The organism is Streptomyces sp. NPDC085946, from assembly GCF_044540485.1.
Classification (GTDB): Bacteria; Actinomycetota; Actinomycetes; order Streptomycetales; family Streptomycetaceae; genus Streptomyces.
Genome location: NZ_JBITSF010000018.1, coordinates 40,998 through 61,262 on the forward strand (window position 1 = coordinate 40,998; position 20,265 = coordinate 61,262).

16 protein-coding genes and 1 pseudogene are annotated in these 20,265 nt (G+C 73.2%); 13 read left to right on the forward strand and 4 right to left on the reverse strand.

Annotation, left to right across the window (positions count from 1 at the left end; genetic code table 11):
* Positions 1–201: 201 nt before the first annotated feature.
* Complete coding sequence (locus tag ACIF8T_RS29375) at positions 202–2,604, reverse strand: SulP family inorganic anion transporter (protein WP_400039128.1); 2,403 nt, start codon at positions 2,602–2,604, stop codon at positions 202–204.
* 291 nt (positions 2,605–2,895) lie between these two features.
* On the opposite strand from ACIF8T_RS29375, the gene ACIF8T_RS29380 reads away from it, so the two are divergent.
* Entirely contained in the window at positions 2,896–4,173 is a 1,278-nt protein-coding gene (locus ACIF8T_RS29380; RefSeq protein ID WP_400039129.1) for a hypothetical protein, read from the forward strand.
* A 74-nt stretch (positions 4,174–4,247) separates the two neighbouring features.
* On the opposite strand, the gene ACIF8T_RS29385 is transcribed toward ACIF8T_RS29380, so the two are convergent.
* Positions 4,248–5,228, reverse strand: coding sequence for an ATP-binding protein (locus ACIF8T_RS29385; RefSeq protein ID WP_400039130.1), 981 nt, complete (start codon positions 5,226–5,228; stop codon positions 4,248–4,250).
* A gap of 111 nt (positions 5,229–5,339) precedes the next feature.
* Here ACIF8T_RS29385 and ACIF8T_RS29390 point away from each other — a divergent pair, with 111 nt between their 5' ends.
* Positions 5,340–6,164, forward strand: coding sequence for an oxidoreductase (locus ACIF8T_RS29390; RefSeq protein ID WP_400039131.1), 825 nt, complete (start codon positions 5,340–5,342; stop codon positions 6,162–6,164).
* Between the two features lie 460 nt (positions 6,165–6,624).
* On the opposite strand, the gene ACIF8T_RS29395 is transcribed toward ACIF8T_RS29390, so the two are convergent.
* On the reverse strand, positions 6,625–7,458 hold the full coding sequence (locus ACIF8T_RS29395) for an HAD family hydrolase (protein WP_400039132.1): 834 nt from the start codon (positions 7,456–7,458) through the stop codon (positions 6,625–6,627).
* A 583-nt stretch (positions 7,459–8,041) separates the two neighbouring features.
* Here ACIF8T_RS29395 and ssd point away from each other — a divergent pair.
* From ssd to ACIF8T_RS29430, 7 genes and pseudogenes are all read left to right on the forward strand, one after another.
* Complete coding sequence (gene ssd, locus ACIF8T_RS29400; protein ID WP_400039133.1) at positions 8,042–9,145, forward strand: septum site-determining protein Ssd; 1,104 nt, start codon at positions 8,042–8,044, stop codon at positions 9,143–9,145.
* On the forward strand, positions 9,142–10,344 hold the full coding sequence (locus tag ACIF8T_RS29405; protein ID WP_400039134.1) for a TadA family conjugal transfer-associated ATPase: 1,203 nt from the start codon (positions 9,142–9,144) through the stop codon (positions 10,342–10,344). Before ssd ends, ACIF8T_RS29405 begins: the two co-directional genes overlap by 4 nt.
* Entirely contained in the window at positions 10,344–11,216 is an 873-nt protein-coding gene (locus tag ACIF8T_RS29410) for a type II secretion system F family protein (protein WP_400039135.1), read from the forward strand. The genes ACIF8T_RS29405 and ACIF8T_RS29410 overlap by 1 nt, the downstream gene beginning before the upstream one ends.
* Positions 11,213–12,010: a type II secretion system F family protein gene (locus ACIF8T_RS29415; RefSeq protein WP_400039136.1), complete on the forward strand. Its 798-nt coding sequence runs from the start codon at positions 11,213–11,215 to the stop codon at positions 12,008–12,010. The genes ACIF8T_RS29410 and ACIF8T_RS29415 overlap by 4 nt, the downstream gene beginning before the upstream one ends.
* 111 nt (positions 12,011–12,121) lie before the next feature.
* The gene (locus ACIF8T_RS29420; RefSeq protein WP_400039137.1) at positions 12,122–12,331 is read left to right on the forward strand and encodes a DUF4244 domain-containing protein; all 210 of its coding nucleotides are present in this window, start codon (positions 12,122–12,124) and stop codon (positions 12,329–12,331) included.
* Positions 12,318–12,680, forward strand: coding sequence for a TadE family type IV pilus minor pilin (locus ACIF8T_RS29425; protein ID WP_400039138.1), 363 nt, complete (start codon positions 12,318–12,320; stop codon positions 12,678–12,680). The genes ACIF8T_RS29420 and ACIF8T_RS29425 overlap by 14 nt, the downstream gene beginning before the upstream one ends.
* A gap of 8 nt (positions 12,681–12,688) precedes the next feature.
* Positions 12,689–13,132 (forward strand): annotated as a pseudogene (locus ACIF8T_RS29430) (Rv3654c family TadE-like protein); the annotation flags it as partial.
* Here ACIF8T_RS29430 and ACIF8T_RS29435 read toward each other — a convergent pair.
* Entirely contained in the window at positions 13,047–15,659 is a 2,613-nt protein-coding gene (locus ACIF8T_RS29435; protein WP_400039139.1) for a DEAD/DEAH box helicase, read from the reverse strand. The pseudogene ACIF8T_RS29430 and the gene ACIF8T_RS29435 sit on opposite strands and share 86 nt — an antisense overlap.
* 79 nt (positions 15,660–15,738) lie before the next feature.
* On the opposite strand from ACIF8T_RS29435, the gene bldG reads away from it, so the two are divergent.
* From bldG to ACIF8T_RS29455, 4 genes are all read left to right on the forward strand, one after another.
* On the forward strand, positions 15,739–16,080 hold the full coding sequence (gene bldG / locus ACIF8T_RS29440; protein ID WP_400039140.1) for an anti-sigma factor antagonist BldG: 342 nt from the start codon (positions 15,739–15,741) through the stop codon (positions 16,078–16,080).
* 111 nt (positions 16,081–16,191) lie between these two features.
* The gene (locus ACIF8T_RS29445; RefSeq protein WP_400039141.1) at positions 16,192–16,629 is read left to right on the forward strand and encodes an ATP-binding protein; all 438 of its coding nucleotides are present in this window, start codon (positions 16,192–16,194) and stop codon (positions 16,627–16,629) included.
* A gap of 281 nt (positions 16,630–16,910) precedes the next feature.
* The gene (locus tag ACIF8T_RS29450; protein ID WP_400039142.1) at positions 16,911–19,316 is read left to right on the forward strand and encodes a sodium-translocating pyrophosphatase; all 2,406 of its coding nucleotides are present in this window, start codon (positions 16,911–16,913) and stop codon (positions 19,314–19,316) included.
* A gap of 196 nt (positions 19,317–19,512) precedes the next feature.
* Positions 19,513–20,103, forward strand: coding sequence for a small secreted protein (locus ACIF8T_RS29455; RefSeq protein WP_400039143.1), 591 nt, complete (start codon positions 19,513–19,515; stop codon positions 20,101–20,103).
* Positions 20,104–20,265: the final 162 nt, after the last annotated feature.

The following is a 20,265-nucleotide window of genomic DNA, read 5'->3' on the forward strand; positions in this document are numbered from 1 at the left end:
GGGGGGGGCGGGGGGGGGGGGCGCCCGCGGGGGGGGGCCGGGGGGGGGGGGGCGGGGGGGGGGGGGGGGGGGGGGGGGGGGGGCCCCGGCGGGGCGCCCGCCCCGGGGGGGGGGGCGCGCCCCCCCCCCGGCGCGGGCCCCCCCCCCCCCCCCCCCGGCGGGTGTGCGCCCCGGCGCAGAGGGACGCACACCCGCCAGGACTCACGCGGACAGCTCCATCGCCCGCACCCGGTCGAAGACCCGCTCCCCGTCCGTCTCGGTGAGCAGGTACGCCTGGGCCTCGCCGACGTGGAAGTACATCCCGTGCAGCTCCAGCGCGCCGTCCGCCAGGGCGCGGGCCACCGAGTCGTGGGCGCGCAGGTGTTCCAACTGCTGGACCACGTTGGTCATGCAGAGCTGCTCGACCGCGTCGGCGGGCGCCCGCCCGGCCAGCCGGGCCTGCGGCCGGCCGGCGCCGGCCATGCGCTCCAGGCTCGGCAGCCCGTGCCGCAGCCACCGCTTCAAGGGCGTGGGCGCACCCTCAGGCTCGGAGCTGAGCAGCGCCTGCATGGCGCCGCACCCGGAGTGCCCGCACACCGTGATGGACCGCACCCGCAGCACGTCCACCGCGTACTCGATGGCCGCCGCGACCGAGTCGTCACCGCTCTCCTCGCCGGGCGGCGGCACGAGGTTGCCCACGTTGCGCACCACGAACAGGTCGCCCGGACCGCTGGAGGTGATCATCGAGGTGACGAGCCGCGAGTCGGCGCAGGTGAGGAAGAGCTGGGAGGGCTGCTGCCCCTCGCGCGCCAGCCGGGCCAGCTCTCCGCGCACCAGCGGCGCGGTGTTGCGCTGGAACGCGCTGATGCCCCGTACCAGTTCGTGTCCGCTGGTGCCGGCCCCGGTGGGCGCGGGCCGGTCCGTCCCGCCCCGGTGCCGCTCCGGGCACGGTGCGGACTGGGGGAGTTCGCACTGGTGGTTGCGCCACGCCGTCCAGGGACGGCACCCGCAGTCGGCGGCGTGGTCCGGAGCCTCGCCGGCCCCGTCCTCCGGTCCGGTGCCGTGCAGGGCCGCGGGCTCGGCGATCCGGACGGCGGCGCGGCGGCCGGTGATCTCGACGGTGCCGCCCCGCGCGGTGTGCGTGTTCTGCCAGTCCTGCAGCGTCTCGTACGCGGCGTGGTCCATGAACGAGCCGTCCAGCTCCACGACGACGTCCGTCCCCTGGGGCACGAGGTGCAGGGCCCGGCTGAGCCGCGGCACCGCGAGGAACGTCAGCTGGCCTCGTACGTGGACGTGGTGGACTCCTTCCTTCTCGTGGTGCGTGATGCGGGTGCGGGTGAGGCGGTGCAGGGCGACGCCGACGGCGACGGCGACGCCCAGCGCGACGCCCTCCAGGACGCCGAAGGTCACGACGCCCAGCGTGGTGACGGCGTACACCAGCACCTCACGGTGGCGGGTCACCGTGCGGATGTGGTGCAGGGAGACCATCTGGATGCCGACGGACATCACCAGGGCGGCGAGCGAGGCGAGCGGGATGAGCTCCAGGAGCGGGACCATCAGCAGCGTGGCGGCCACTACGAGAACGCCGTGCAGCATCGTGGAGTTCCGGCTCACCGCACCCGCGCGCACGTTGGCGGTGCTGCGGACGGCCACACCGGCCACCGGCAGGCCGCCGAGCGTGCCGGAGACGATGTTGGCGGCGCCCTGCCCGAGCAGCTCTCGGTCCAGGTCGGAGCGGGCGACGTGCGGGCCCGGCCGGGCCGCCGCCAGCTTGTCGACGGCGACCGCGCCGAGCAGCGACTGCACGCTGCACACCAGCGTGGTGGTGAGCACGGCCGCGACGAGGCCGAGGACCGGGCCCTCGGGCAGGCCGGCCAGGGCATGGTTGCTCCAGGTCGGCAGGTCGACCTTGGGCAGGCGCAGGCCGGCCAGGGCGGCGGCCGCGGTGGCCCCGGCGACGGCGACCAGCGCGGCCGGGATCCTGGCCAGGACGCTTCCCGCCCGGCCGGGCAGCCGGGGCCAGAACAGCAGCAGGACCAGGGTCAGCGCGCTGACCGACACCGCGGCGGGGTGCAGGTCCGCCAACTGGGCGGGCAGCGCCCGTAGGTTGTCGGGGACGGAGCTCTGAGGCGTGCCGCCGAGGACGATGTGCAGCTGGGCCACGGCGATGGTGACGCCGATGCCGGCGAGCATGCCGTGCACGATGGCGGGGCTGACGGCGAGCGCGGTCCGCGCCACGCGCAGGCAGCCCAGGCCCAGTTGGGCGAGGCCGGCCAGCACCGTGATGGCGCAGGTGGTGCGCCATCCGTAGCGCTGGATGAGATCGGCGGTGACGACGGTGAGACCCGCCGCCGGACCGCTGACCTGGAGCGGTGAGCCGCCGAGCCGCCCGGCCACCAGGCCGCCCACGGCGGCGGCGACGAGGCCGGCCTGCAGGGGCGCGCCGGTGGCCAGGGCGATGCCCAGGGACAGCGGCAGGGCGATCAGGAAGACGGCGATCGAGGCGGACAGGTCGGCGCCCGCGACGCGGAAGCGGCGGGGGCCGGTCGGTGGGGGGCTGGGGGGTTGCTGGGTGCGCTCGGTCCGAGTCGGGTCGGCGGCGCGGGCGGGGACGCAGGCTGACATGGTTCCCGTCTCCTCCGGGGCTGCGCGGTCGCGGAATGTGTGGTTCCCGCTCGGGGCGGGGTTCGGTCGCGGCCGTGGGTCACGGCTTACAGCGGCGGGATGCATCACAATCAGTAAACGGATCGTAATGCAGAGTAAAGTCCAAGCATAGAATTCCCGGGCAAATGGACTAATAAGTCACTCAGTGGGGTGACCTGGGAATTTCATCGGCTTGTCGTACTAATCCCTTCTTCCTTCCGTGCGACCTTGGCGGCGCTGTCGGCTCCGAGAGAAGGAAGAAGGTGGGCGTCCATGACCGCCACCCACAGGATCGCCGCGGGCTCCCTGGTCACCGCGGTCTGCGCCGCGTCACTCGCCGGCTGTGCGACGGGCACCGACGACGGCCCGCGGCGCGAAGGGCAGGGCGCGCAGGAGGCGAACGCGGCGGCCCCGGCGCCCAGGAGCGCGGTCCGGCTGATCGGCGACGGCTCCACCGCCTACACCGGAGCGCAGCCGCACCTGCCGCGCGCCGAACGCCTCAAGCCGGGTCAGAAACCCCCGCAGTTCGTGGTGTTCTCCTGGGACGGCGCGGGGGAGGACAGCCAGAGGCTGTTCTCCCACTTCCGCAAGGTCGCCAAGGCGAACAACGCGACGATGACGTACTTCCTGAGCGGCGTGTACCTGCTCCCGGACGAGAAGCGCGACCTGTACCGGCCGCCCCAGCACTCCCCCGGCCGCTCCGACATCGGCTTCAACGACCGGGAGGGCATCGCCGCGACGGTCAAGCAGCTGCGCCTGGCCTGGCTGGAGGGCAACGAGATCGGCACCCACTTCAACGGCCACTTCTGCGGCAGCGGCGGCGGGGTCGGCGAGTGGTCGGTGGAGGAGTGGAAGGACGAGATCAACCAGGCCAAGCGGTTCGTGAAGACCTGGAGGACCAATGCCGGCCTGAAGGAGGCGGACCCGCTGCCCTTCGACTACGACAAGGAGCTCATCGGCGCCCGCACCCCCTGTCTGGAGGGCCAGAAGAACTTCATGCGGGCCGCCCGCGAGATGGGCTTCCGCTACGACACCAGCGGCGTCAACGACCAGGTCTGGCCGGAGAAGAAGCAGGGCCTGTGGGACCTGTCGATGCAGCTCGTGCCGTTCCCCGGCCACACGTTCGAACAGCTCACCATGGACTACAACTTCATGGTCAACCAGTCCGGCACGACCACCCAGGGCGACCCCGCCAAGTACGACTTCTGGGGCGACCAGATGCGCGACGGCCTGCTCCAGGGCTTCCAGCGGGCCTACGACGGCAACCGCGCGCCGCTGATCATCGGCAACCACTTCGAGTCCTGGAACGGCGGCACCTACATGCGGGCCGTCGAGGAGGTCATCGAGCGGGTGTGCACCAAGGCGGAGGTGCGCTGCGTCTCCTTCCGGCAGCTCGCGGACTGGCTGGACGCCCAGAACCCCGACACGCTCCGGAAGCTGCGCACCCTGAAGGTCGGCCAGGCGCCGAAGCAGGGCTGGGCGGCCTTCCTGTCGGACCGCCCCGCCCCGGCTCCGAAGGGAGTGCCCGGAGCGCCGGCCGCCAAGCCGTGACGGGCAGGTCGTGGCGGGCAGGCGGTGGCGGGCAGGCCGTGACGGCGACCGGCCGACCGGTGCGCGGTGTCCCGTCAGGCCGGTTCCGACACCGCCTCGCCGAGCACGAACCCTGGGTCGACCTGCGCTGCCAGGTCGGCCCCGGTGCGCTCGTTGCCCCAGGCGTCGGCGTTCTTCAGGTGGAAGTGCACCATCTGGCGCGTGTAGCGCTCCGGGTCGCGCTGCTCGTAGGCCGCGTCGGCGGTCGTGTGCAGCAGGCGCAGGGCGTCGCGGTTGGGCTCCTCCAGGAGGTCGAACCGGGACGGCCGGCCCTTCTCCATGGCGCGCACCCAGTCCGAGTGCCCGACCGTCACGAGCAGGTCGTCCCCGACCTCGGCGCGCAGGTAGTCGAGGTCGTCCCGGCTCTGCACCTTGTTGCCCACGACCTTGAGGGCGATGCCGTAGTCCCGGGCGTACTCCTTGTACTGGCGGTAGACGGAGACTCCCCTCCGGGTCGGCTCGGCGACGAGGAACGTGATGTCGAAGCGGGTGAACATGCCGGAGGCGAAGGAGTCCGAGCCCGCCGTCATGTCGACCACGACGTACTCGTCGCGTCCGTCGACCAGGTGGTTCAGGCACAGCTCCACCGCTCCCGTCTTGGAGTGGTAGCAGGCGACCCCCAGGTCGGCGTCCGTGAAGGCGCCCGTGACCATCAAACGGACGGCCCCGCCGTCGAGTTCCACCGGGCGGGCGCAGGCCTCGTAGACCGGGTTGTCCTCGCACACCCGCAGCAGCCGCGAACCCTCGCCGGGAGGCGTCGTCTTGATCATCGCGTCGGCCGAGGCGATGCGCGGGTTGGAACCGCGCAGGTAGTCCTTGATCAGCGGCAGGTGGTCGCCCATCGCGGGCAGGGCGGCCGCCTGAGCCTCGTCGAGGCCGAGGGCGGCCCCCAGATGCTGGTTGATGTCGGCGTCGACCGCGATGACGGGTGCACCGGCGGCGGCGAGGTGGCGGACGAACAGGGCGGAGAGCGTGGTCTTCCCGCTGCCGCCCTTCCCGACGAAAGCAATTTTCATGTTCAGTAAGCGTAGTGGAGGGTGGTGGAGCAAGGGCTCTCTGTGGCGGACGGGCGTGAAGAAGACCACTCCATCGAGGGGCGGGCCCCGGTGATGCGTAGGGTCGTACTCATGAGTACGTCAGGCGCGACCGCCGATCCTCTCGCCGCCCTGGGCTCCCTGCCCGGCGTGGCCGAGTCCGTGGAGTCCGTGCGCAAGGCCGTGGACCGTGTCTACGGCCACCGGATCATGCGCCGGCGCAGCAACGAGATCACCTCCGAGGCGGCGCTGCGCGGCGCCCGTGGCTCGGCCGCGCTGTCCGGCGCGGACTGGGCGCTGGAGGAGGTGCGCCGGCGCACCGACTTCAGCGCCGACGACGAGGCGCGCACCGTGGGCGCGGCTCTGCGGCTGACCGCCGAGGCGGGCCAGCTGCTGTCCATCTGGCGGCAGTCGCCCCTCAGGGTGCTGGCCCGGCTCCACCTGGTGGCGGCCGCCGACAAGGCCGACCACGTGGGGCGCCCCCGGCACGCGGGCGAGCCCGTCGACGAGCCGCTCGTCGGGCTTCCGCTGCCGGACGCGGCGGAGATGCACGGCCGGCTGGACGGGCTGGCGGAGCTGATCATCGCGGGCGGCTCCGCCCCCGCGCTGGTGACGGCCGCCGTGGTGCACGGCGAACTCCTCGCGCTGCGCCCCTTCACCTCCCACAACGGCCTGGTCGCGCGCGCCGCCGAGCGCATCGTCCTGGTCGGCAGCGGCCTCGACCCGAAGTCGGTGTGCCCGGCCGAGGTCGGCCACGCCGAGCTGGGGCGCGAGGCGTACCGGACGGCCCTGGACGGATACGTCTCCGGCACCCCGGAGGGCATGGCCGCCTGGATCGCGCACTGCGGCAGGGCGGTCGAGCTGGGCGCCCGCGAGTCGACGGCGGTGTGCGAGGCGCTGCAGCGCGGCGCGGCCTAGGGGCTGTCGTTCGGATCAGGTCGCGGGGAATCGACTGTAGGTCGTCGGCCCCGCGTCCGCGGCGTGATCCGAACGACAGCCCCTAGCCGCGATCGAGGGACGGCCGGCGGCCGGACGAAGAAAGGCCTCCCTCACGGGAGGCCCGGCAGAAGTGCGGCGGTACGAGTGCTCGTACCGCCGCTGGCATGCTCACCGGGTTACCAAGCGTCCTCGATAGATGCCCATCAGGCCGGGAACTTCGCCCGTGCCTGGTGCGGCTGGCCCGTAATCGACGGGTCGACGTCGCGTGGGTGCCCGGTGTTCATGCTCGGTCCGTGGGGCCAACTGCGTTTTAAAGGTGATCCTCTCGGATGCCCTTGGTCTCGCGGGCCGTTGAGTCCTTTGTACTCCAGGACCGGGGCGGGCGAAAGCCCTGGCCGCATTTCTTTACGTATAAGGCCAAAAGGGACCTGGGCAGGGCCTAGGCAACCGTCGACCGGCGCCGGTTCGCGTACCAGACCAGGCCCGCGGTGGCCGCCGCGGCGCCTATGGCGGCGGCCACCGCGAGGGCTGGGCGGGGCGGCACGGAGAATCCGCGGATCCGCTGCTTGAGGCGGACCGGCCGGTGGAAGTCCAGGATCGGCCACCCCCGCGCGAGTGCCTCGCGGCGCAGCGCGCGGTCCGGGTTCACGGCGTGCGGGTGGCCGACGCACTCCAGCATCGGCAGGTCGGTCACCGAGTCGCTGTAGGCGTAGCAGCGCGACAGGTCGTACCCCTCCGACTCGGCGAGCTCCCTGACCGCCTCGGCCTTCGTCGGGCCGTACGCGTAGTACTCCACCTCGCCGGTGAAGCAGCCGTCGTCGCCCACGACCATGCGGGTCGCCACGACCCGGTCCGCGCCGAGCAGCTCCCCGATCGGCTCGACCACCTCGGCCCCGGACGTGGACACGATCACCACGTCGCGGCCGGCGGTGTGGTGCTCCTCGATGAGGGAGGCGGCCTCGTCGTAGATGATCGGGTCGATCAGGTCGTGCAGCGTCTCGGCGACGATCTCCTTGACCTGCTGCACGTTCCAGCCGCGGCACAGCGCCGACAGGTACTGGCGCATCCGTTCCATCTGGTCGTGGTCGGCGCCGCCGGCGAGGAAGACGAACTGGGTGTATGCGGTGCGCAGGGCGGCCCTGCGGTTGATCAGCCCGCCTTGGTAGAAGGACTTGCCGAAGGTGAGCGTGCTCGACTTCGCAATGACCGTCTTGTCCAGATCAAAGAAGGCGGCTGTGCGGGGCAACGAGTGGTTTTCCACGACCCTGAGCATAGGGGCAGCCCATTCGGCGTAAGGTGGGGCGTGTGGGTTTGCCTGAGAGGGCTCTCGGGTACACCATGGAAGTCACGGATCGTTCGCGACCGTGCTAACCCGGCCCGACTCCTCCCCCCCCGAGTCGGCCGTGGGGACGACCCCCGCTCTCCCCCCCGGCGGGGGTCGTCGCATGTCCGGATGCTTTTTTCTCCTTCTTTCCGCGGCCGTGGTGCCGCTCACGGGCGGCTGCGGCCGCCCCTTCGCCGTGTTCGCGATCCATCACGCTCGGTAGTCGTCGGACTGCTCTGCGGAAGTCGCACAGGCAGTGCGGCGGTCACCGGTATGGGTGATGGCGATATTCACAGCCGTCGAGTTGTCCACAGTTTTCCACCAAGATCCACACGATTTTCCGGATCGCTGCACCGTGTTTCCAGCGCGGCCCGCTCGCGGCGAGTTCCTGGCCGGTTCCGTTTGTCGGGCGCGTTTGGCCGGTTTCCGTCGGCCGCTCATATGGAGAGACCGCTTGCCGTTTCTCCACACGCTTGGGAATCGCGGGGCCGCAGGGGCCGTGCGGGAGATGCAGCGAAGGGGGACGCGGACCATGTCCGGAGCCGTCACACACGATCCACCGCCCGCCGCCGGAGGGCGGCAGGGCCGGCCGCTGATCGTCACCGAGGACGCCGAGCTCCTCGACGACCTGCTGCGCCTGTGCGCGGCGGCCGGCGCCACGCCCGAGGTCCACCACGGGGTGCCGGAGCAGCGCAGCAGCTGGGAGACCGCGCCGCTGGTCCTGGTGGGCGACGACGCCGCGCGGCGGGTGCGCGGGGCCGCGCGCAGACGCGGAGTGGTGCTGGTCGGCCGCGACCAGGACGATTCCGGGGTCTGGCGGCGCGCCGTCGAGATCGGCGCCGACCACGTGCTGATGCTGCCCGACGGCGAACAGTGGCTGGTCGACCGCATCGCCGACGTCGCCGAGGGCGTCGGCCGCCCGGCGCTCACCGTCGGCGTCATCGGCGGGCGCGGCGGGGCCGGGGCGTCCACGCTGGCCTGCGCGCTCGCCGTCACCTCCGCGCGAGAAGGGCTGCGCACGCTCCTGGTGGACGCGGATCCGCTGGGCGGCGGACTCGACGTCCTCCTCGGCGGCGAGAAGGCCGAAGGGCTGCGCTGGCCCGCCTTCGCCGCCTCGCGCGGACGCGTCGGCGGCGGCGCCCTGGAGGAGTCGCTGCCGGAGCTGCACGCGCTGCGCGTGCTCAGCTGGGACCGCGGCGACTGCGTCGCGGTACCGCCGCAGGCCGTCCGCGCGGTGCTCGCGGCGGCCCGCCGACGGGGCGGCACGGTCGTCGTCGACCTGCCGCGCCGCATCGACGACGGCGTCGCCGAAGTCCTCACCCAGCTCGACCTCGGGCTGCTGGTGGTGCCCGCCGAACTGCGCGCGGTGGCGGCGGCCGGGCGGGTCGCCTCCGCCGTCGGCATGGTCCTGCGGGACCTGCGGGTGGCCGTCCGGGGGCCGTACGCGCCCGGGCTCGACGGCCGCGAGGTGGCCCGGCTGCTCGACCTGCCCCTGGCCGGCGAGGTGCCCGTCGAGACCGGACTGGCGCGTGCGACCGACAGAGGGCAGCCACCGGGAGCGGCCGCGCGGGGGCCGCTGGCGCGCTTCTGCAAGGAGTTCTGGGAGCGGGCCATCGTCGAGGCGGGTACGGCATGAGCGCGCTTTCCGGATTCGAGGGAACGGGCGGCACGGCGCTGCTGGACGGGGTGCGGCAGTGGCTGGCCGAAAGCGGGGCCGAGCCGACGCCCGCGCGAGTGGCGCAGGCACTGCGCGAGCAGGGACGGGTGCTCGGTGACGCCGAGGTGCTGGGCGCGGCCGAGCGGTTGCGGTCCGAACTGATCGGCAGCGGGCCGCTGGAGCCGCTGCTCGCCGACCCGTCGGTGACGGACGTGCTGGTGTCGGCGCCGGACCGGGTCTGGGTGGACCGGGGCGGCGGTCTGGAGCTGACCGGGGTCTCCTTCCCGGACGCGGCGGCCGTACGGCGTCTCGCGCAGCGCCTGGCGGCCGTGGCCGGACGCCGGCTCGACGACGCCCGGCCGTGGGCCGACGCGCGGCTGCCCGACGGGACCCGGCTGCACGCGGTGCTGCCGCCGGTCGCGGTCGGCTGCACCTGCCTGTCGCTGCGGGTCGTACGACCGCGGGCCTTCACGCTCGACGAGCTGGCGGCGGCGGGCACCGTGCCGCCGGGCGGCGGCCGGGTGCTCCGGGCGTTGCTGCGGGCACGGCTGTCGTTCCTGGTCAGCGGCGGGACCGGCAGTGGCAAGACGACACTGCTCAGTGCCCTGCTGGGGCTGGTCGGACGGGACGAACGGATCGTCCTCGCCGAGGACTCGGCGGAACTGCGGCCCGACCATCCGCACGTCGTGCGCCTGGAGACCAGACCCGCCAACCAGGAGGGGGCGGGCCTGGTCACCCTGGAGGACCTGGTGCGGCAGGCGCTGCGGATGCGGCCGGACCGGCTCGTCGTGGGCGAGGTGCGCGGGCCGGAAGTCGTCCATCTGCTGGCGGCGTTGAACACCGGCCACGAGGGCGGCTGCGGCACGGTGCACGCCAACGCGGCGGCGGACGTACCGGCCCGGCTGGAGGCGCTCGGCACGGCGGCCGGGCTCGACCGGGCCGCGCTGCACAGCCAGTTGGCGGCCGCCCTGTCGGTGGTGCTGCATCTCGTGCGGGACCGGTCCGGGCGGCGGCGGATCGCCGAGGTGCACGTGCTGGAGCGGGACGCCTCGGGACTGGTGCGGACGGTACCGGCGCTGCGCTGGGGCGCCGCGGCGTTCGTGCACGAGCGGGGATGGGAGCGGCTGCGGGGGCTGCTGCGGAACGACGGTGGATCCGACGGTGGGGGAGCCGAGTGATGTACGGGACTGCTGAGGTGTCGGTGGTGGCGGCCGTGGCCTGCCTGGGGGCGGCGGTGTGGCTGCTGGGCGGCGGGCAGCCGGGGGCCCGGCGGGCGCGGTTGCTGCTCGCGGGCGGCGGCGTGGTCGCCACCGGACCGCCCACGTGGCGGCAGGCGGTGGGCGGGCTGCGGCGGGTCTACGGCCGGCTGGGGACCGAGTGGTGGTCGGTGGCGGCCGGACTGGTGCTGGCCGTGCTCGGCGAGTCCGTGCTGCCGGTCGTCGCGGGGGCGGCCGGGGTGCCGGTGCTGCGGCGGGTCCGGCTGGCCGGGCAGGCCGGGCGCGCCAGGGAGCGCCGGGGCGACGCGGTGATCGCGCTGTGCGGGGCGCTCGCGGGGGAGGTGCGGGCCGGACGGCAGCCGGGTGAGGCGCTGCTGCGGGCCGCGCGCGACTCCGGTGGGCTCGGCGAGGCGCAGGCGGCGGTCCTGGCGGCGGCGCGGTTCGGCGGGGACGTGCCCGGCGCGCTCGCGTCCGCGGCGGAGCAGCCGGGCGCCGAAGGGCTGCGAGGGCTCGCGGCGTGCTGGCGGGTGGCGGTGGACCAGGGCGCCGGACTCGCGGCCGGTCTCGACCGGCTCGAAGGGGCGCTGCGCGCCGAACGCGACCAGCGGGCCGACCTGCGTGCCCAGCTGGCCGGCGCCCGCTCGACGGCGGTGATGCTCGCCGGGCTGCCCGTCCTCGGCCTCCTCCTCGGCACCGCGCTCGGCGCCGATCCCCTGCACGTGCTGCTGCACACCGGGGCGGGCCTGGCCTGTCTGGCGGCGGGTGCCGTGCTGGAGGGTCTGGGGCTGTGGTGGGTGCTGCGCATCGTCCGGGGAGCGGAGGCGGCGGCATGAGCGGGGACGTTGTCCACAGGCTGGGGGCGGCGGTGGGGACGATGCTCGTCCTCGGGTGGTCGGTGCGGTGGCTGGAGCGGGCGCGGCGCGAGCGGAGGGCACGGCGGCGACTGGCCGGGGTGCTGGCCCGGGAGCCGGCCGCGGCGGCCGTCACGGGCCGCGCGGTGCTGAGCGGTGTGCAGCGGTCCCTGCCCCTGATCGGCGTGGCGTGTGCCGGATGGGTGCTGGTCGGCGGTTTCGCGGGTGCGGCCGCCGGGGCGGCCGGGGCGCTCGCGCTGGGGTGGTGGCGACGGCGGCAGGCGGCCACGGCCACCCGGGCGGACGTGCCCGGAGGCGATCCCGCGGAGGCGGCACGGCACCTGCCGCTCGCGGCCGACCTGCTGGCGGCCTGCATCGTGGCCGGCGCCGCACCGGTCGTCGCGGCGCAGGCGGTCGGCGAGGCCTTGGGCGGGCCGACCGGCGACGCGCTGGCCCGGGGCGCGGCGGAGGTGCGGCTCGGCGGCGAACCGGGCGCGGCCTGGCGGCGGCTGGCCGCGACACCGGGCGCCGGTGCCCTGGCCCGGCTGCTGGAGAGGGCCGACGTGTCCGGTCTGCCCGCCGCCGCGCCGGTCGCCGGACTCGCCGCGCAGGCCCGCGCCGACCGGGGGCGGACCGCGACGGCCCGGGCACGGCGGGCCTCCGTCCTCGTCAGCGCACCCGTGGGGCTGTGCTTCCTGCCCGCGTTCATCGCGGTCGGCGTGCTGCCCGTGGTGATCGGTCTGGCGGGCGGGGTGCTGGGAGGAGGCGGGAGGTGACGGAGGACGAGATGACGAGGTGACGGGGGTTCAGCGCGGTGCGGCAGGACCCATTCGACAGTGATTGCCGGCTCGACCAGGACTTTCAGGATGTTTCAGACGGGGGTTGCGATGTATCAGGCGGTACGGGCACGGCTGCGTGCCCTGGTGAACGGAGCGCGCGCGGTGCGCAGGGACGCGGGGATGGTCACCTCGGAGTACGCGATGGGCATCGTGGCGGCGGTGGCGTTCGCCGTGGTGCTCTACAAGGTGGTCACGAGCGGCACGGTCAGCGAGGAGCTGCAGGGCATCGTGAAGCAGGCGCTCCATGCGGGGATGTGAGAGGGGCGCCGGCCGGGGCGACCGGGGGTTCGTGACGGCCGAATCGGCTCTGGTGCTTCCCGTGCTGGTGATGTTCGCGACCGTGCTGGTGTGGTGCCTGCTCGTGGTGGCCGCGCAGATCCAGTGCGTCGACGCGGCGCGGACCGGCGCGCGGGCGGCGGCCCGTCAGGACCCGGCCGACGCGGTCGTCGAGGTGGCCCGCGAGGTGGCGCCGCCCGGCGCGCAGATCACCGTCAGCAAGGAGGCCGACCAGGTCCGCGTGGTGGTCGTGGCCAGGCCGCCGGTGCTGCGCGGTCTGCCGTTCGACGTGCGGGAAGAGGCCGTGGCGTCGGTGGAGGCCGGAACGTGAGCGGCAGTGTGGGTGGGCGCCGGCCGGCGGGTGTCCGGGGCTTCCGGTGGGCGCCCGGGTCCGTCCGGGGTGCCGACCGGGGCTCCGCGACCGTCTGGAGTCTCGGAGCGGTCGCCGTCCTGTGCGTGGTGTTCGGGGTGGTCCTGGCACTGGGGCAGGCCGTCGTGGTCCGGCACCGCGCGGCCGGCGGGGCGGACCTCGCGGCGCTCGCGGCGGCGGACCGCTGGGCACAGGGCGAGACGGCGGCCTGCGCCTGGGCCGGACGGGTGGCCCGGGCGCAGAACACCCGGCTCGTGCGGTGCGCGCTCGGCGGAGACGTCTCCGACGTGACGGCGACGGCGGGAGGGGGGCCGTTCACGGCGGAGGTCAGGGCGCGGGCGGGTCCTGGGCGGGTGGAGGAGCCTGGGTGGACGGAGGGGCCGCCGGGGGCGGCTCCACCGCATCCGGGACCGTCTCCGGAGGCCCCGGTGCCCCGCCCCGGCCTGCCTCCGCCGGCTCCGGCGCACCAGTCCGGTCCGCCCCGGCCGGCTCCGCCGGCGCTCCCTCCAAGAGCACCGTGAGCAGCCGCACGGCGCCCCTCTTGTGCAGCGGATCGTTGCCGTTGCCGCACTTGGGGGACTGGATGCAGGACGGGCAGCCGGCGTCGCACTCGCAGGAGGCGATGGCCTGGCGGGTGGCCGTGAGCCAGGCGCGGGCGGTGTGGAAGGCGCGTTCCGCGAAGCCCGCGCCGCCGGGATGGCCGTCGTAGACGAAGACCGTGGGCAGGAGGGTATCGGGGTGGAGCGGGATCGACACCCCGCCGATGTCCCAGCGGTCGCAGGTCGCGAAGAGGGGCAGCATGCCGATCGACGCGTGCTCGGCGGCGTGCAGGGCGCCGCCGAGGATCTCGGGGGTGATGCGGGCCCGGTCCAGCTGGTCCTCGGTGACCGTCCACCACACGGCACGGGTGCGCAGGGTGCGGGGAGGCAGGTCGAGCTTGGTCTCGCCGAGCACCTCGCCGGTGATCAGCCGTCTGCGGAGGAAGGAGACGACCTGGTTGGTGACCTCGACGGAGCCGTAACAGAGGCGGCCCTCGCCCCACGGGACCTCGGTGTCCGTCTCCAGGACGGAGATCGCCGTGGTGTCGCGGGCGACGGTCGAGTAGGGCGGGCTGGCCTGCTCCACCAGGGCCACGGAGTCCTCCAGATCCAGGGAGCGCACCAGGTAGGTGCGGCCCTGGTGCAGGTGGACCGCGCCCTCGTGGACCGTGGAGTGCGCGGCGCCGGCGTCGACCGTGCCGAGCAGGCGGCCCGTCGAGGCCTCGACGACCTGCACCGGCCGGCCGCCCTCCCCGCGGATGTCGGCGAGGTCGGCGGCCCGCTCCCGGCGGGTCCAGTGCCAGGCCTTCGTGCGGCGGCGCAGCAGCTTCGCCGCCTCCAGCTGGGGCAGGAGCCCTTCGCACGCGGGGCCGAAGAGGCCGATGTCCTCCTCCGTCAGCGGGAGTTCCGCGGCCGCGGCGCACAGGTGGGGGGCCAGGACGTACGGGTTGTCCGGGTCCAGGACGGTGGACTCCACCGGCCGGTCGAACAGAGCCTCGGGGTGGTGGACGAGGAAGGTGTCCAGCGGGTCGTCGCGGGCGACCAGGACGGCGAGGGCCCCCTGCCCGGACCGTCCCGCCCGGCCCGCCTGCTGCCACAGGGAGGCGCGGGTGCCCGGATAGCCGGCGATGACCACCGCGTCCAGGCCGGAGATGTCGATGCCCAGTTCCAGGGCGTTGGTCGCTGCGAGGCCGAGGAGTTCGCCGGAGTGCAGGGCGCGTTCCAGGGCGCGGCGCTCCTCGGGGAGGTAGCCGCCGCGGTACGCCGCGACACGCCGGGCCAGTGAGCGGTCCACCTCGGCGAGGCGCTCCTGGGCGATGACAGAGATCAGTTCGGCACCGCGCCGGGAGCGCACGAAGGCGATCGAGCGCATGCCCTGCACGGTGAGGTCGGTCAGCAGGTCGGCGGCCTCGGCGGTGGCCGTACGGCGGACCGGAGCGCCCTTCTCGCCCTCCAGTTCGGTCAGCGGGGGCTCCCAGAGGGCGAACACCAGTTCACCACGCGGGGAGGCGTCGTCGGCGACCTCCACCACCGGCAGGCCGGTGAGGCGGCGCGCGGCGACCGCGGGCTCCGCGGCCGTCGCGGAGGCCAGCAGGAACACGGGGGAGGCGCCGTAGCGGGCGCACAGGCGGCGCAGCCGGCGCAGCACCTGGGCGACGTGCGAACCGAACACGCCGCGGTAGGTGTGGCACTCGTCGATGACGACGTACTTCAGCGCCTTCAGGAAGGAGGACCAGCGCGGGTGGGACGGCAGGATGCCGCGGTGGAGCATGTCCGGGTTGGTCAGCACGTAGTTGGCGTACTGGCGGATCCACTCGCGTTCCTCGACCGGGGTGTCGCCGTCGTAGACCGCGACACGCACCGAATGGCCCAACGGCTGTGAAAGTTCCTTCACCGATCGGCACTGGTCGGCCGCGAGCGCCTTCGTGGGGGCCAGGTACAGGGCGGTGCTGCCGCGGCCGTTCGGGGCCTCGGCACCGTCCAGGAGCGTCGACAGGACCGGCGCGAGGTAGGCCAGGGACTTGCCGGAGGCCGTGCCGGTGGCGACGACGACCGACTCGCCGTCCAGGGCGTGCTCGGCGGCGCGCGCCTGATGGGCCCAGGGGTGGGCGACACCCGCGGCCTGCACCGCGGCGATCACCTCGGCGCGGATCCGGTCAGGCCAGACGGCATGGCGACCCGCTCGCGGGGGCAAGTGCTCCGTATGGGTAATGCGCGTAGCCCGGCTCGGGCCGGAGGCGAGACGGTCCAGGACCGTGCTCGGCGCGGGCCGGGAGGCGGGGTCCGTCGAGGGTCGATCGGATCGGTGATTCTTGGCCATCGGCACCGAGTGTGTCACTGGCGTGACGGACAATGGGGCCAAGGCGTCGTGCACGCCTGCCGGTAAGTGATTGAATGCCATCGCGGCTGGCGAACCGTCCAGGGGCCGAAGCCGAGATGCCCCAAGGGCGACCGCTCGATAGCAAGGTGCTGGAGGATCCGTGGACCTGTCCCTGTCGACCGAGACCATGGGCGATCGCACGATCGTCAGGGTCGGTGGCGAAATCGACGTATATACCGCGCCCAAGCTGCGCGAGCAGCTGGTCGAGCTGGTGAACGACGGCAGTTTCCACCTTGTCGTCGACATGGAAGGCGTGGACTTCCTCGACTCCACCGGCCTCGGCGTGCTGGTCGGCGGCCTCAAGCGCGTGCGGGCCCATGAGGGCTCCCTGCGCCTGGTCTGCAACCAGGAGCGCATTCTGAAGATCTTCCGTATCACCGGCCTCACCAAGGTGTTCCCGATCCACACCTCGGTCGAGGAGGCGGTGGCGGCCAACGACTGACCGCCGGCCCGGGCCGCGCGTCCGGGGCGGCACAAGCGCAGAACGCAGGGGGCCCGGGCTTTCGGCGGCCCGGGCCCCTCGACAGCACGCCCGTAGTTGCGAGGGGGATGCATGGCCACCGTTGAACTCCGCTTCAGCGCGCTGCCCGAGCACGTCCGGACCGCCCGGCTGGTGGCGGCAGCGGTGGCGCGCAGGGCCGGAGTGGACGAGGCCGTCCTCGACGAGGTCAGGCTCGCTGTCGGCGAGGCCTGCAGCCGGGCCGTCGGACTGCACCGGAACAGCGGAATCTCGGCGCCTGTGCAGGTGCTGCTGATCGAGGAGGAGAAGCAGTTCTCCATCGAGGTCGGCGACGAGGCCCCGCACGCCGTGGCGGGCGCACGGGCGAACGGCGGCGCGCCCGGTGACGGCGACGTCGAGGCCGACGAGGACGAGATGGGCCTCGCGGTCATCAGCGGACTCGTCGACGACGTCGAGGTCACCACGGGGGAGCGGGGCGGCCAGATCCGTATGACGTGGTCGACCACGCCTCCGACGACACTGCTCGTCTGACCGTTCACCGCACGCACTCCTGTTTCGAAGGGCCCCACTCGTGGGGCCCTTCGGCATGTGCGGGTGTCAGTGCCCGCGTTTACAGTGGTCCGTGTAACGCAAAGCGTGAATTCGTTCACGATAGGTTGCCGTGCTCACCCATGGATCAACCAGCCGTGCGGAATGCTTCGAGGGCATTACCGGGGCGGCCAATTCGATTTATCGCGCACTGTTTTGATCGGGTTCCGGTACCTACAATCCCGTCCACATCTTGAGCTCAGTCCAAGCGTCAAGGAGGACGAATGGCGGAGCTTTCCCTCTCACAGCAGCCGGTTCGTTCCACCGACCTCGCGGCCGCCGTGCTGACCGACGACAACCGCGTGCTCGTGGCGGTCGTCGCGGTCGTCGCGCTGGCGGCGCTCGTGGTCGCGGGCGTCCTGGTCCGTCAGGTACTCGCGGCCGGCGAGGGCACCGACAGCATGAAGAAGATCGCGGCGGCGGTCCAGGAGGGCGCGAACGCCTATCTGGCCCGTCAGTTGCGCACGCTCGGCGTATTCGCCGTCGTCGTGTTCTTCCTGCTCATGCTGCTGCCCGCGGACGACTGGAACCAGCGTGCCGGACGGTCGGTGTTCTTCCTGATCGGCGCGGCGTTCTCGGCGGCCACCGGCTATATCGGCATGTGGCTCGCCGTGCGCAGCAATGTGCGCGTCGCCGCGGCGGCGCGCGAGGCCACTCCGGCGGCGGGAGAACCGGAAAAGGACCTGACCCTCGTCTCGCACAAGGCGATGAAGATCGCATTTCGTACCGGTGGCGTCGTCGGCATGTTCACGGTGGGGCTCGGCCTGCTGGGCGCCTCCTGCGTGGTGCTGGTGTACGCGGCCGACGCGCCGAAGGTGCTGGAGGGCTTCGGTCTCGGCGCGGCGCTCATCGCGATGTTCATGAGGGTCGGCGGCGGCATCTTCACCAAGGCCGCCGACGTCGGCGCCGACCTGGTCGGCAAGGTCGAGCAGGGCATTCCGGAGGACGATCCGCGCAATGCCGCGACCATCGCCGACAACGTGGGCGACAACGTCGGCGACTGCGCGGGCATGGCGGCCGACCTCTTCGAGTCGTACGCCGTGACGCTGGTGGCCGCGCTGATCCTCGGCAAGGCGGCCTTCGGCGACCTGGGGCTCGCCTTCCCGCTGCTCGTGCCCGCGATCGGCGTGATCACCGCGATGATCGGCATCTTCGCGGTGGCGCCGCGGCGCACCGACCGCAGCGGCATGACCGCGATCAACCGCGGGTTCTTCGTCTCCGCGGTGGTCTCGCTCGTGCTGGTGGCGGCGGCCGTCTTCGTCTACCTGCCGGGGAAGTACGCCGACCTCGACGGCGTGACCGACGAGGCGGTCCTGGGCAAGAGCGGCGACCCGCGGGTCCTCGCGCTCGTCGCGGTGGCCATCGGGATCGTGCTCGCGGCCCTGATCCAGCAGCTGACCGGTTACTTCACCGAGACCAGCCGGCGGCCCGTGCGGGACATCGGCAAGACCTCGCTGACCGGCCCGGCCACCGTCGTCCTCGCCGGCATCTCCGTGGGCCTGGAATCGGCCGTCTACACCGCCTTGCTGATCGGCCTCGGCGTGTACGGGGCGTTCCTGCTCGGCGGCACGTCGATCATGCTGGCGCTGTTCGCGGTGGCGCTGGCCGGCACCGGCCTGCTCACCACGGTCGGCGTGATCGTCGCCATGGACACCTTCGGGCCGGTCTCCGACAACGCGCAGGGCATCGCCGAGATGTCCGGCGACGTCGAGGGAGCCGGCGCACAGGTGCTGACCAACCTGGACGCCGTCGGCAACACCACCAAGGCCATCACCAAGGGCATCGCGATCGCCACCGCCGTGCTCGCGGCGGCGGCGCTGTTCGGGTCGTACCGCGACGCGATCGTCACCGGGGCGCGGGACGTGGGTGAGCAACTGTCCGGGCCGGGCGCCCCGATGAGCCTGATGATGGACATCTCGCAGCCCAACAACCTCGTCGGCCTGGTCGCGGGCGCGGCGGTCGTCTTCCTCTTCTCGGGGCTGGCGATCAACGCGGTGTCGCGGTCGGCGGGTTCGGTGGTCTACGAGGTGCGGCGGCAGTTCCGCGAGAAGCCCGGGATCATGGACTACAGCCAGACCCCGGAGTACGGCAAGGTCGTCGACATCTGCACCAGGGACGCCCTGCGCGAACTCGCCACGCCCGGTCTGCTCGCCGTGATGGCGCCCGTCTTCATCGGTTTCACCCTGGGCGTCGGCGCGCTCGGCGCCTTCCTGGCGGGCGCGATCGGGGCGGGCACGCTGATGGCGGTGTTCCTCGCCAACTCCGGTGGCGCCTGGGACAACGCGAAGAAGCTCGTCGAGGACGGTCACCACGGGGGCAAGGGCAGCGAGGCCCACGCCGCCACCGTCATCGGCGACACGGTCGGCGACCCCTTCAAGGACACCGCCGGTCCCGCGATCAACCCGCTGCTGAAGGTGATGAACCTGGTGTCGCTGCTCATCGCGCCCGCGGTCATCAACTTCTCCTACGGCGCGGACCAGAGCATCGGCGTGCGGGTGCTGATCGCGGCGGTCGCGTTCGTCGTGATCGTCGGGGCGGTCTACGTCTCCAAGCGGCGCGGCATCGCCGTGGGCGACGAAGGCGACGCCGATCCCGAGCCCAAGTCGGCCGACGCGGCGGTGGTTTCGTAGCGGATCACCGGGAGAACCGGCTCAAGGAGCGGGCGGGCGGCGCGTGTTGGCGCGTCGTCCGCCCGTTCCGTGGGTGTGCGGGTCCTCACCGTGAGCCTTCTCTCGCTTGGTGCAAATGGTCACAAAATGGTCATAAAAGGCTTCCGGCCTGCGGTGGTCGTTCGTCCGGCGTGTATGTTCCGGGGCCGAGAGAGCCATGGAAGGGACCAATCCGGTGAACAAGAAGCTCGCGGCCGCACTGTCCGGCGGTGCGGTACTGGTACTGGCGCTGTCGGGATGCGGCGGCGACGACGACAACGACCAGCTGAACTCCTGGGCGAAGCAGGTCTGCGACGCGGTGCAGCCGCAGGCCAAGAAGATCGAGGCCGCCAACGCCGCGATCCAGAAGGAGACCTCGGACAACAGCACGCCGGAAGAGGTCCAGAAGACCGACGCGCAGGCCTTCAAGGACATGTCCGACGCCTACAAGGCGATCGGCGACGCCGTCCGGAAGGCCGGGGCGCCGGACGTGGAGAACGGTGAGAAGAAGCAGAAGGACGCGGTCGAGGAACTCGACGGCATCTCCTCGTCGTACGGGGCCCTGCAGAAGCAGGTCGACGGGCTGGACACCAAGGACCAGGCCAAGTTCGCCGACGGCCTGAAGGACATCGCCGCCGAGCTGGACAAGCTGAGCAAGAGCGGCAACGACGCCCTGCGGACGCTGGAGGAGGGCGAGGTCGGCCAGGCGATGGCCCAGCAGCCCAGCTGCAAGGCGGCCTCCGGCTCGACGCCGGCCACGGCGGGCTGAGCGACCGGCGCGGCGAGCGGGAGGGCGGTGCTCCGGCACGGGAGAGCGGTGGACGCCCGGCCGGGCCGGGAGCGGTGCGCGGGTGCGCGAGGGCGGGAGCGCCCGGCCTGGTGCCGAGTGGTGCGACGCCCCGAAGACGGTGGGCGCGGGGCATGTGAGGGC